Origin of the sequence: uncultured Brachyspira sp. (assembly GCF_949287625.1) — a bacterium.
Classification (GTDB): Bacteria; Spirochaetota; Brachyspiria; order Brachyspirales; family Brachyspiraceae; genus Brachyspira.
Map to the genome: position 1 here is coordinate 19,878 of NZ_CASEGO010000050.1, position 12,942 is coordinate 32,819.

14 protein-coding genes are annotated in these 12,942 nt (G+C 28.8%); 3 read left to right on the plus strand and 11 right to left on the minus strand.

Features of this window, described 5'->3' with window-relative positions:
* The 3 genes from bioB (at position 1) to bioA (ending at position 3,148) form a co-directional block, all read left to right on the plus strand.
* Positions 1-1,002 (plus strand): biotin synthase BioB, encoded by a 1,002-nt coding sequence (gene bioB, locus Q1X91_RS08980; RefSeq protein WP_300756102.1) that lies wholly within the window; start codon positions 1-3, stop codon positions 1,000-1,002.
* A gap of 23 nt (positions 1,003-1,025) precedes the next feature.
* Positions 1,026-1,691: a dethiobiotin synthase gene (gene bioD / locus Q1X91_RS08985; protein WP_300756105.1), complete on the plus strand. Its 666-nt coding sequence runs from the start codon at positions 1,026-1,028 to the stop codon at positions 1,689-1,691.
* Positions 1,692-1,807: 116 nt separating this feature from the next.
* Entirely contained in the window at positions 1,808-3,148 is a 1,341-nt protein-coding gene (bioA, locus tag Q1X91_RS08990) for an adenosylmethionine--8-amino-7-oxononanoate transaminase (RefSeq protein WP_300756108.1), read from the plus strand.
* Between the two features lie 341 nt (positions 3,149-3,489).
* On the opposite strand, the gene Q1X91_RS08995 is transcribed toward bioA, so the two are convergent.
* From Q1X91_RS08995 to Q1X91_RS09045, 11 genes are all read right to left on the minus strand, one after another.
* Entirely contained in the window at positions 3,490-4,500 is a 1,011-nt protein-coding gene (locus Q1X91_RS08995) for a hypothetical protein (protein ID WP_300756110.1), read from the minus strand.
* A 123-nt stretch (positions 4,501-4,623) separates the two neighbouring features.
* Complete coding sequence (locus Q1X91_RS09000) at positions 4,624-5,184, minus strand: class IV adenylate cyclase (protein ID WP_300756113.1); 561 nt, start codon at positions 5,182-5,184, stop codon at positions 4,624-4,626.
* Positions 5,174-6,304: a glycosyltransferase family 2 protein gene (locus tag Q1X91_RS09005; RefSeq protein ID WP_300756115.1), complete on the minus strand. Its 1,131-nt coding sequence runs from the start codon at positions 6,302-6,304 to the stop codon at positions 5,174-5,176. The genes Q1X91_RS09000 and Q1X91_RS09005 overlap by 11 nt, the downstream gene beginning before the upstream one ends.
* Positions 6,305-6,396: 92 nt before the next feature.
* Positions 6,397-6,939, minus strand: coding sequence for a rod shape-determining protein MreD (mreD, locus tag Q1X91_RS09010; protein ID WP_013113590.1), 543 nt, complete (start codon positions 6,937-6,939; stop codon positions 6,397-6,399).
* The gene (mreC, locus tag Q1X91_RS09015; protein ID WP_300756119.1) at positions 6,936-7,820 is read right to left on the minus strand and encodes a rod shape-determining protein MreC; all 885 of its coding nucleotides are present in this window, start codon (positions 7,818-7,820) and stop codon (positions 6,936-6,938) included. The genes mreD and mreC overlap by 4 nt, the downstream gene beginning before the upstream one ends.
* 49 nt (positions 7,821-7,869) lie before the next feature.
* A complete protein-coding gene (locus tag Q1X91_RS09020) occupies positions 7,870-8,895 on the minus strand; it encodes a rod shape-determining protein (RefSeq protein ID WP_013113588.1) in 1,026 nt (341 codons plus the stop codon).
* A gap of 5 nt (positions 8,896-8,900) precedes the next feature.
* Positions 8,901-9,842, minus strand: a complete 942-nt coding sequence (locus Q1X91_RS09025; RefSeq protein ID WP_300756123.1) for a tetratricopeptide repeat protein — start codon at positions 9,840-9,842, stop codon at positions 8,901-8,903.
* Between the two features lie 17 nt (positions 9,843-9,859).
* Positions 9,860-10,276, minus strand: coding sequence for a polymer-forming cytoskeletal protein (locus tag Q1X91_RS09030; RefSeq protein WP_300756126.1), 417 nt, complete (start codon positions 10,274-10,276; stop codon positions 9,860-9,862).
* 11 nt (positions 10,277-10,287) lie between these two features.
* A complete protein-coding gene (locus Q1X91_RS09035) occupies positions 10,288-11,103 on the minus strand; it encodes a protein-glutamate O-methyltransferase CheR (protein ID WP_300756129.1) in 816 nt (271 codons plus the stop codon).
* A gap of 31 nt (positions 11,104-11,134) precedes the next feature.
* The gene (locus Q1X91_RS09040; protein WP_096737202.1) at positions 11,135-11,557 is read right to left on the minus strand and encodes a response regulator; all 423 of its coding nucleotides are present in this window, start codon (positions 11,555-11,557) and stop codon (positions 11,135-11,137) included.
* Positions 11,558-11,563: 6 nt separating this feature from the next.
* Positions 11,564-12,031 (minus strand): chemotaxis protein CheX, encoded by a 468-nt coding sequence (locus Q1X91_RS09045; protein ID WP_300756134.1) that lies wholly within the window; start codon positions 12,029-12,031, stop codon positions 11,564-11,566.
* Positions 12,032-12,942: the final 911 nt, after the last annotated feature.

Below are 12,942 nucleotides of genomic sequence, written 5' to 3' on the forward strand. Positions count from 1 at the left end.
ATGAGTAATATTGAGGCAATTATAAAAGAAGAAATATCTTTAGAAGAATTAAAACTAAAAATTATAAACGGATATAATATAACAAAAGAAGAGGCTTTAAAATTAGCAGACTCTCCATTAGAAGATTTATGCAAAGCGGCTGATAATATAAGAAAACATTTCTGTTCTAATGTGTTTGATATGTGTTCTATAATAAATGCTAAAAGCGGAAAATGTTCTGAAAACTGCAAATTCTGTGCACAGTCGGCTCATTATGATACTAAATGCGAAGAGTATGATATTTTAGATAAAGATAAAATATTAGAGCAGGGTAAAAGCGATTTTGATAAAGGAGTTTTAAGATACTCTATAGTAACATCAGGCAGAGCATTGTATGGTAAAGAAGCAGATAAAGTATATGATGCTATAGAAACTCTTAATAAAGAAACTGACGGATATGTATGTGCATCTTTAGGACTTCTTGATGAGGAAGGATTTAAAAAAATGAAAGAGGCTGGACTTAAAAGAGTGCATAATAATTTGGAAGCCTCAAGAAACTTCTTTCCTAATGTATGTACTACTCATAGTTATGATGATAAAATAAATGCAATAAAGGCAGCCCAAAAAGCTGGAATGGTTGTATGCAGCGGCGGCATTATGGGTATGGGAGAGACTTGGGAAGATAGAATTGACATGGCATTAGAATTAAGAGAATTAGGCATAATGTCTATTCCTGTTAATATGCTTAATCCTATATCAAGCACTCCTTTTGAAAATATTACTCCTTTAACTTTAGAAGACATGAGAAGAATAGTAGCCATATACAGATTTATTAACCCAAAGGCATTTATAAGACTTGCAGGAGGAAGAGGACTTTTAGAAGACAAAGGAAAATCATGTTTCTTATCAGGAGCTAATGCCGCTATAACTGGAGATATGCTCACTACTGCAGGCATTTCTATAGAAACAGATAAAAAAATGGCTGAAGAGTTAGGATATAAAATAGAATTAACAGAAGATTAACATTTTATTAAGGAACTATTAATATGGCTAAAGCACTTTTTATAACTGCCACTGGTACTGATATAGGCAAAACTTATGTATCAGCACTTATATGCAAACAGATGAAAGAAGAAGGATTTGACATAGGGTATTATAAAGCAGCTTTAAGCGGAAGCAGTGATATAACAGACAGCGATGCTTGGTATGTAAAAGAGAGAGCTAATTTAACAGATTCTTATGAAGAGATGGTTTCATATACTTATAAACATGCATATTCTCCTCATTTGGCAGCACAAATTGAGGGCAATCCTCCAGATATGAAAGTTATAAAAAAGGCTTATAAAAATATTTCAAAAAATCACAAATATATGATAGTAGAAGGAAGCGGCGGTATAATATGCCCTATAAGATATGATGATAAAAAAATATTTTTAGAAGATATTATAAAAGAGCTTGAATTGCCATGTTTAATAGTAGCAGATGCTGGTCTTGGTACAATTAATTCTACAGTTCTTACTATAGAATATATGAAAAGTAAAAAAATAAAAATTAAAGGCATTATATTAAACAGATTTGAAGAAGCAAATGTTATGCATGAAGACAACAAAGAAATGATAGAAAAAATTACAAATATAAAGACTGTTGGTATTATTGATTCTGTAAATAACATGGAATTAAAAGCTGATAATATTTCCTCACTTTTTGAATAATTATTAATTGTAATAATTATTTTTATATATTCTTTTTGCTTTTCTCCCTATTAGCAAAAAGAGTGTGCGGGAATATTTTTTACTTCCCGCATATTATATAAAACAAAGGCTTATTTATGACATTAGAAGAAAAAGATTTAAAATATATTTGGCACCCCTGCTCACAGATGAAAGATTATGAAGAGCTTTCTCCTATAATAATAGATAAAGCAAAAGGAATATATCTTTATGATAAAAACGGCAAAGAATATATTGATATTGTAAGTTCTTGGTGGTGCAATTTACTTGGTCATTGCAATGAAAAAATAAATGCTTCTATAAAAGCACAGCTTGATAAATTGGAGCATGTAATATTTGCAAACTTCTCGCATGAAGGAGCTATTAAATTATGTGAAGAGCTTGTAAAGATACTTCCTAAAGGGCTTTGTAAATTTAATTTTTCAGATAACGGATCATCATCGGTAGAGGCTGCCTTAAAAATGGCTTTTCAGTATCAGCATCAAATAGGCAATACTAAAAAAATAAAGTTTATGTGCTTTACTGACGGTTATCATGGCGAAACTATAGGGGCATTATCCGTTGGAAGTTTGGACTTGTATGCAAAAATATACAAGCCTATGCTTATGGAAACTATACATATAGAAGCACCCAACTGCTACAGATGCAAATATAATCAAAACAGAGAAACTTGCCAATGCGAATGTTTTTTAGACGCTGAAAAAAAGTTTGAAAAATATGCTGATGAAACTTGTGCTGTTATAATAGAGCCTTTGCTTCAGGCTTCTGCTGGAATGAGAATATATCCTCCGCTTTATTTAAAAAAGTTAAGAGAGCTTTGTGATAAATATAATGTAGTTTTTATTGCTGATGAAATTGCTACAAATTTCGGACGCACTGGAAAGATGTTTGCATGCGATCATGCCAATATAAGCCCAGATATAATGTGCATTTCAAAAGGTTTAACAGGCGGCTACATGCCAATGGCAATAACAATCACTACAGATAAAATATACAATGCCTTTTATGCTGACTATAATGAAGGCAAGGCCTTTATGCATAGTCATACCTATAGCGGAAATCCTCTAGGCTGTTCTGCTGCTTTGGCTGTACAAAAAGTTTTGAGAGAAGATGATATTCTAAATAAGGCACAAATAAGAGCAAAATATTTAAGTAATAAATTAAAAGAAAAATTATTAAATCACCCAAATATAGGAGAGATTAGAAATATAGGACTTATTAATGCAATGGAATTAGTTACTGATAAAAATACAAAGGAAGGTTTTGACGCTAAACTTAGAATGGGTTATCAAATATATAAAAAAGCACTTCAGAGAGGATTATTATTAAGACCTTTGGGTAATGTTATATATTTTAATCCGCCTCTTATAATTAATGAAGAAGAGATAGATAAGGCTGTTGATTTATGCGTACAATCTATCAATGATATTTTAGGTTAAAAAATATAATTTTATTTGACCTTGTAGTATATACCTAAACAGATATAGTTTGTCAAAAAATAAATTTTTAAATTTAGTATTTGTGGGGACTAGTCCCCACACCCCCAGTTCTTTTGTTGGCACAGAACCAAAAAGACTGCATTTTTAGCTACAATTTCGGGCATTACCATACATTTAATACATATCTTTAAAATATAAAGTTCTAGCAATTGCGTTTTTTGTGAAGAGTATCTGAAGGATAAAAAATTTTTTGTGCTGCAAAAAAAGTTGATAATTTTGTATAATGTGTATCAATTGACAAATAGTAATTGTTCCAGTATATACTATTGTTCCAGTATATACTAGAAAAATAAACTGGCATCTAGTCCTATTCTGCTTTCCATTTGTCTGTATGAGTATAATTGCTTTGAACGTGAGTATTCATATTTCATTCCAATTACAAACCTATATATTTCAAATCCTATTCCTGCAGATATTGAAGGACTTAATTCATTATGAGTTTCTGTAATAGGATATCCCTGACCTCTTCCTTCTGTCCTATTTATAGTATTTATTTTATCAAAGAATATGCCTGTATAAATGCCAGTTATCAAACTTATCTCTCCCCATAATGGTATCCTAATTTCTGTACCGCCATAAAGATTAAATAAGTTTACAATATTTGATATATCAAATCCTGTTACAGCAAAAGATGTTCCGCCGTAAAAAGAAAACCAACCGTATTTATAATAAGCAGATAAATGCATTTGTTCAAAGCCTACATCTCTGAACTCTTCCTTATTTTTATTATATAATGTATTATCTCCTAGTATATCCCCGCTTATATGAGAACAGGTGTGTCTTATAGGAGCAAATCTTATTTTTAATTTATTATCAAATATATATTCAAAATATGCCTCCACCTGCATGTATGTTCCGTATAAAAATGTAGAGCCGTATAATTGATCCTGTCCTTTTTTGTAGCTTGAGAAAAATAATTTTAATGCATATCCTACACCTATTCTAAATCTATGTCTATCTCCTTCTATATTAAAAGCTATAGGTGCTAAATCTGCTGCCAATTTCGGACTGAAATATAAAACTACATTATCAAGATTGAAATTATTATTTCTGTATAAACTTTTAATATTTAAAATATCTCCGAACCAAAAACTGCTGTTATAATTATCAGGGTCAAGCCAAGGAGAAAAATATTTATCAGTTTCATATACTCTAAGAGGGTTATATTTCCACTTTAATTTAATTTTTTTCTCATAATCTTTCATCTTATTTTCTAATGAATTATCATTTTGACTATACAATAAAGCTGATAGTAAAATTATAAAAAGTATACTATATATTGTTTTATTCATATCTTTACCTTTATGTTTTATTAAAATTATTTAAAATTACATAATAAATTATAAGGTAAATAATGATACTTTCAATATTTTATATGTAAATATTAAAAATGGTATGTAAAAAGTATTATACTTTTATTTTGAAAGTAAATTAATATAGGCTTCTGTTTCTATGTCTTTTTCATCTATGCCTATTTCATTTAATATTAATTTTAATTTTGATACTTGTTCTTCTACTGAATTATCAGAGTTTAAGAATTCTATTTCTATAAAATTGTCTAAATTTTTTATTTTTGAAACTTCTACTAAAGCATTTTTATATATGAAAGCATAGCCTTTTTTTTCTTTTCTGACATACTCTTTATATTTTTGAATCTGAAATAAAAAGTTAATAATAAATCTTGCCTTTTTTTTGCTTACTTTTAATTCTCTCTCTTCATTAACTTCTACACCGTCAATTAATGTTCTCTCTTTAGCACAAAAAGTATATCCGCCATGTTCTATTCTAAGTCTTATGCAGTCGCTTGTTTTTATATTTTTATTTTTTATGTCATTTTCTTTTGCATAGTAAATATCTTTTTTAAAATATCTTTTTTTGAATCTGGCATTTTTGTATAGAAAGTTTAATACAGCGTCAAAGTCTCTAACATACGCTTTTATTTCAATTTCAGAGTTTGAATATATACTATTTTTCATAATTATTTAAGTTTCTTATAATTTTATTTCTAACTTTATCACGGTATTTTCTTATTGGAATCCACCATACCATTTTATTTATTAACCTTGTCATTTTTTCTTCTTTTTGCTTTATATAATCCAATATATTATTTTTGTATATAATGTAAGTTTCATATTTATCATTTAGCTTTATTAAGATATAATTATAATATACATAGTTTCTCATTTCATTTATATCTATATTATTTTTATTTTTTAAAAAATTATGTATATGATAGTAATTTTCTTCATACATATATTTATAATCATTAAGAAGTTTTGAAATTATATGTTCTACAATATTTGATATTATAATTCTTTTATATTCTTCATCTATATTTTTTAGTTTATTATTTATTATATTTTCAGCTCTATAGCATATTGGTTCAATACTTTTATGAGTTGAGTATAAAGAAGTTTCTCTTATCCTATAATAGTATGGAACTGTATTATTACATACTGCTATTGGGTTATTTATTATTAATTCAATATTAAAAGTCCAATCATCAGAACCATCATCACCTATATTAGGAAATACTATAAACTTTATATTATTATCTATTATGAAAGATCTTTTATATAATTTGTTCCAAATATAGTTTGTAAGAAAAAATTTTCCAGGTTTCATAAAATCTTTTTTGTTTAAAATAATTTCATACTCTAATTTTTGTTTTTTTGTATAATTTTTTATATGACACCAATTGTTATTATATTTTCCGTTTTCATAATAATTAATAATATTTAAATTATTTACTATATCTGCATCGTATTTCTTAGCAGTTTTATATAGCTCTTCATAGAAGTTTTCATTTACATAATCATCATTATCTATAAATCCAATATATTCTCCTCTTGATTTTTCTATACCTATATTTCTTCCAGTTGCAGGACCACCAGATGATTTTTCTGTATTAAAAATTTTTATTCTATTATCTTTTTTAGCATATTCTTCCAATATTTTAATACTAGAATCTGTAGAACAATCATTAATACAAATAATTTCTATTTCTTTGAGTGTTTGATTGATAATAGAGTTCAAACATTCTTTTAAATATTTTTCTGCATTATATATTGGTATTATTACACTAACTTTTATCATAAAATATCCATTAAATAATTTATTGATAGTCTTTATTATTATACTGAAAATTTAAAGTTTGTCAAAAAAATATATTTTTTGTATTAATATTTTTATTCGCTGTATTCTTTTGTTGTGCTGTCATCAACATGTATGCCTTGCTTATCATATATTATAGGAGCAGCTTTTTCAAATAGTATGAAAGCAGGGGAGGAGAGTATAACAGTAAGAGGAAGTCCTACTAAAAGTTCAGCTCTTATTAATACAGCAACATTTGAAAGATCAGAGTATATAGAAGTTACTAAAAATAAAGCTATAATTTTTATTAAATAACCTACTAAAGTTACAAATATTCCTGCGGCAATTTGTTTTATGAATATTCTAGTATTGAAGAAACCTACAAAGAAACCTATATTTAAGAATATTATAGCATAAGAACCGAATGTACCGCTTGAAACAATATCCTGCAAAAGCCCTATAATAAAACCATATATTATTCCGTCAAAAGAGCCGTATCTGAATGATATAAATACTAAGAATATTAAAAGCAAATCTGGTTTAGCTCCAAGTGCTACTCTTATTAGGTCGTAAGCTGGAGATGACTGTATTAAAAGAAGTATTAATGTTGTAATGATAACGGTTATAACTCTTTTCATTTTGTCTCCCCATTATTTTCATCTTCTTCATTTGCAAGCATAATTATTTCTTGGTCTGGAACTTTTTTTATGACATAAACATTTTCTAAAGTAGAGAAATTAACAGTAGGCTCAACATAAAGATCATGGAAAAGTCCGTAATTTTTCTTTTCTACTTTAAATATAGTTCCTACTAATATACCTTTTGGGAAAACGCCGCCCATACCGCTTGTAACTACACGCTCTCCTTCTTCAACGTCCATTTGTAAATCTATATACTGAAGATGAGTCTGTGTGGATTTAGGACTTTGACCAACCATAATACCAGTAGTTCTTGAACTTTCAAGCATTACAGAAATTTGTGATCTTTGGTCAACTAATGAGAGTATTCTGCTATTGTATCTTCTTACTTCAACTACTTTACCTACCAAGCCTTTATATCCGTTTTGATACGATATTACCGGCATTCCTACTACTATGCCATGTGCACTTCCTTTATTAATAACAATAGTAGTGTAGAAGTTCTGAGGGTCTTTAGAAACTATTTCAGCATATTCCAAAGCATATTCATCTGTAGGATCTTCATTAAGCAATGCTCTTAATCTGTCATTTTCAGCACTTAATTGCTCATATTCCAAAGCAGCCCCGCTTAATTCTGCTATTCTGTCTTTTAATACCTGAACTTGACTTTGTAATGTAAATATATCTGTTATGCTTGTATATAGGTATACAAAAGCCCTTGAAACACTTTTGGTAGCACTTTGAATAGGGTATACCCCAAGTGCATAAATAGACTGTAAGTTAAATACAAAATTACTTCTATTTAATACCATAAGCATAGCTGCTATAAGATTTAGCAGAATGTACAAAGTAAGAAGTTTATGTTTTAAAAAAAGTTTCACGCCTATGAGTATCGGATATATTAATCAAAGTTTTATAATTTTTCCGATTTTAAGAGTATCTTCTGTAATTTTTTAAGTTTTTAGTCTCTTCTATAAACTTACCGCATCCTATAGCAACACAAGTAAGAGGGCTTTCAGCAAGAATTACAGGTACTCCTGTTTCCATAGATATTAAGTCAGTAAAACCTGGTAGCAGTGAAGTACCGCCGCTCATAACAATACCTCTCTCTACAATATCAGCAGAAATTTCAGGAGGAGTCTGATTAAGTACTGATTTTACAGCTTCTAATATTTCTATTAATATATCAGCTATAGCATCTTTAATTTCAGCACTGTTGATTGTAAGAGTTTTAGGAAGTCCTGATACAGAATCACGGCCTCTTATGTCCATAGTTTTTGATATATCGCCTTTATAAGCATGACCAATATTTATTTTTATCTCTTCAGCAGTTTTTTCACCTATATAGAGGTTATGAGTTCTCTGCATATATTTGATAATAGCATCATCAAGCTCATCGCCTCCCACACGTATAGAAGCACTTCTTACCATACTTCCAAGTGAAAGTACAGCAACTTCAGTAGTGCCTCCTCCTATTTCTATAATCATATTACCATGCGGCTCATTAATAGGCATGTCTGCTCCAATAGCTGCTGCTCTTGCCTGTTCTATTAAAAATATGGTTCTAGCTCCTGCCTGTTCGCAGCTTTCTCTAACAGCACGTCTTTCAACTTCGGTAATTCCAGTAGGAATACCTATTGCTATTCTTGGTTTTACTAAAGTTCTTTTATTATGTACTTTATTTATAAAATATCTTATCATTTTTTCAACAGTTTCAAAGTCGGCAATAACTCCGTCTCTCATAGGTCTTATTGCTGCTATAGAGTTTGGAACTTTACCTAACATTCTTTTTGCTTCGTTTCCTACAGCAATAACATTTCCAGTGCTTTTTTCTATAGCTACTACTGATGGTTCAGCCAAAACAATACCTTCACCTTTTACATATACTAAAGTATTAGCCGTACCTAAATCAATTCCCATATCACTTGAGAACATATTATATAACCAGTTAAACATTTTTATTACAATCTCCTTAATATATCCCTAGCGGGCTTATACGAATTATCTATTTTGATAGCTTCTCTAAACATTTTTATAGCTTCATTTCTTTTTTTAGTTTCTAAATATAATGTTCCTATACTATAATATAAATCCGGATTTTTGTCATCTATCTCTAAAGTCTTTTTGTAAAAAAATTCGCTTTCTTTATATAGTCCCTGTCTGTAGTATAATTCGCCTAATTTGAAATAGGTTCTCGCTTCAAGCATATCATTATTATTAAATTTACCGTCCATTGATGATAATATTTGTATAGCCTTAGTATAATCTTTATCGCCTTCATATGCATTAGCTAGTTCGTAATATAATTCCATATTGATAAATTTTTCGCTGTTTTCGCTTATTTCTCTGTCAATAGCCTCTTCCAAATATTTTATAGCATCTTTATATAGTCCTATTTCATAGCATATTTTTGATAATTCTATAGTTGTTGATACTCTATTGTCTCCATCGTTTATTGCATTAATATATGATTTATAGGAATCAATATAATAAGCCTTACCGAGCCTTTGATAGCTGTATCCCAATCTTTGATATATGATATTTTTATTTTTTATAAATTTAGAAGTTAATAAAAGCTGCTTAGCATATCGAATGATATTTTGACTTGCAGATGTTATAATATCATTTTTATCAGATCTTATTAGTATATCATAATATAAATCTATACCAGTAATAAGTATATTTTTATTTAATGGTCTTTTAGTATAAAGATCATTAAATAAAAATGATGCATTATTATAGTCTTCTAATGCCATATAGTCATAAATAGATTTTAATCTTTTTTTTTCTATATAGTTAGAGGTAAACAGATAAGCAGCTGCAATAATGCTTAGGACAGCAATTAAAGTTATGATGATAATATGTATACTAATTCTTTTTTCAACATTATATAGATAAGGCATTATATTTACATAATCCGTTAATTATTATTTTCATTATTTTCTGAGCCGTTATTATATAAAGATAGTATAGTTTCTTTAGGATTAGTAAGAGGATCTTGTGCAACTATACATAATCCTTCAAGTATAACACCATTTTGTATAATAAGTTCAGGGGTTCTAATTTCCCCAAGTACTCTGCTTGTAGGCATAAGCATAACTCTATTTTTAGCTTCTATATTGCCAATGATAATACCTTCAATAACAGCCGATACAGTTTTTATATTAGATTTTATTTTTCCAGTTTGACCTACAAATACATTATCAACTTCTAATTTTTCACCCTCATAGCAGCCGTCAACTCTCAAAGTACCGTTTAATGTAAATTCTCCTTTGAAGTATGAACCTTCTCCTATAATAGAATTAGATTCTGTAGTTTCATTTCTTTTCATAAACATCAAAAAAACTCCTAATTTTTAGTGTATACTATGGAATTATCTATATTGTTAAATTTAAATTTGGTATCAAGCCCAAATAAAGATTCGCTGTGTCCTATAAATAAATATCCATGTTCATTTAATATATCATAAAATCTATTAACAGTAAGTTTTACAGATTCAGTATCAAAGTAGATAAGTACATTCCTGCAAAAAATAACGTCCATATTTGTTTGACTGCCTCTATGTCTTAAATTATGATAATCAAAAGTAATAAGTTTTTTTATATTACTTTTTATAGCATATTCTCCAGACGAAAGTTTATCAAAATACTTTTTTAAATAGTCTTCTGGAACATTCTCAACTTTATGAGCTTCATATCTCCCTTCTTTGGCGGCAACCAAAGAATTAAGAGAAAGATCACTTGCAAATATTTTTATATCCTGCTCTCTAATTCCGGGTGTTTCCAAACAAGTGATAGCTATAGAGTAGGGTTCCTCACCAGTAGAACAGCCTGCACTCCAAATTCTTATTTGTTCTCCTATCTTTTTTGTTTTTAATATTCTAGGCAGAACATAATTTTTCAGCAATTTGAAATTAGGTTCATTTCTAAAAAATTTTGTAAGGTTTGTAGTAATGTTATCTAAAAAAGTTTTAAGTTCTTCCTTGTTAGTAGATACAAGTTTATAGTAATCCTCTACTTTATCGAGATTTCTCTCTTTCATAGAAGATGCAATGCGTGACTCTAAAATAATCTTATTAATAACATTAAAACATATACCGCTTTCTCTATATACAAAATCCCTAAATAGATCAAATTGTTTATCAGTTAGTTTCAGTTCATTCAAAATCAATTATTCCAGAATAAGTACAAAAAAATTATTGTTTATTTTTAGCAAGAACCATCTTAATACGTTCAAGAACTTTTTTTCTATCTAAAGGTTTTGTAATATAGTTTTTAGCACCTGCTAGAAGAGCTTTTTTAACCATATCCTCTTTACCTAAAGCACTAACCATAACTACTTTTGCATTTTTATCATATTCAATTATTTTTGTTAAAGCTGTAATACCATCCATTTTTGGCATTGTAATATCCATAGTTACTAAGTCTGGCTTGTATTCTTTATACATAAGTACGCCTTCCTCTCCGTTTTCTGCTGTACCAACTACATTGTACTGCTCAGATACAAAAATTTGCTGCAGCTGTTTAACAACGAATGCAGAGTCATCTACTATTAGAACTTTGAATGGCTTTCCAAATTCATTTATACCATCAGCTTCTTTTGTATTAATGTCAGACATATTTATTTACTCCTTTTCTGATTCTACGGCAACCAATATATTAAAATCGCCAATAGAGGTATCTAATTTTATATGAAGAAATTCCGATTCGCTTATCGAAACTTCTAAATTCTTGCTTCTCATTATAACAGGCGGCGATATATCAACGTTATACCCGTCTTTTTCTAATTTTGTTACAGCAAGTCCTGCTATTAAATTAACAAGCTCCTGTACTGTGGATAATGATAATTTATCAATATCTTTTACTTCGCTGTCATTCATTATAGAAACTATTTTTTTAGCTGTTTCTATTTCCATATCTATTATAAAATGACCTACTATATCTTCTGATAATGCTACTATTGCTATAATGCCTGAAGCATTAACAAAATCTCCTTTTAAGGTTATATCGCTAGTTTTGATGCCATTTTTCAGATAATTCTGAAGTATTTCATTAGAAGCATCTGTAAATGGTCTGATATAGTCAAGTCTCATTTTTTAATACTCTTTTTTAAACTATAATTACTTGTATATATTTTAACAATTTATGACTTTTTTTGCAAGTAATAGTTATAAATATAGTATTAAAATAATTCTTGCGTTAAGTATCGAAAAAAAAAGAATTTGCTTGAAAACAATATTTTTATTATTGCAAAATAATTAATTTAGATGCAATAATATATAATTATAGTATATACCTAAAAAAATACAGTTTGTCAAAAAATAAATTTTTTAAATTTTGATATTTGTCTTTGCCGCTAAAAGCACACAGTCGTGCCACATACGAAGTACGCCTCACTCTGTGTGCCGTAGGCAGGCGAGAAGCAGGCACAGCCCGCACGCTCTGCGTACTGACAAAGTCCATCGAAAAGCTATATTTTAGTATAAATTTAATAATTTATTCTACATATAAAACATAATTAGTACTATTTAGCATTATTGTTACACTTGCACTTTCGCGAAGCGTATCTGAGCTTGTCGAGGATATTAAGCAACTTTTTGCGGCGGGAAAAAGTTGAATAAAAAAATTGACAAACTTAAGAATTTTTAGTATATACCTAAACAAATATAGTTTGTCAAAAATGAAGTTATATTTTGTTTTTAATATATGGGGCTTTGCCCCACACCCCAGTTCTTTTATTGGTATATTTGCCCCACACCCCAGTTCTTTTATTGGTATAAAAGAACCAAAAGAACTGCATTTTTGTCCTAAATTTCGGGTATTACCATACATTTAATACGTATCTTTAAAATATAAAGTTCTAATACTTGCACTTTTTGCAACTTTTTGCGGCGGGAAAAAGTTGAATAAAAAAATTGACAAACTTAAGAATTTTTAGTATATACCTAAACAAATACAGTTTGTCAAAAAATAAATTTTTTAAATTTTGATATTTGCGGGGCTT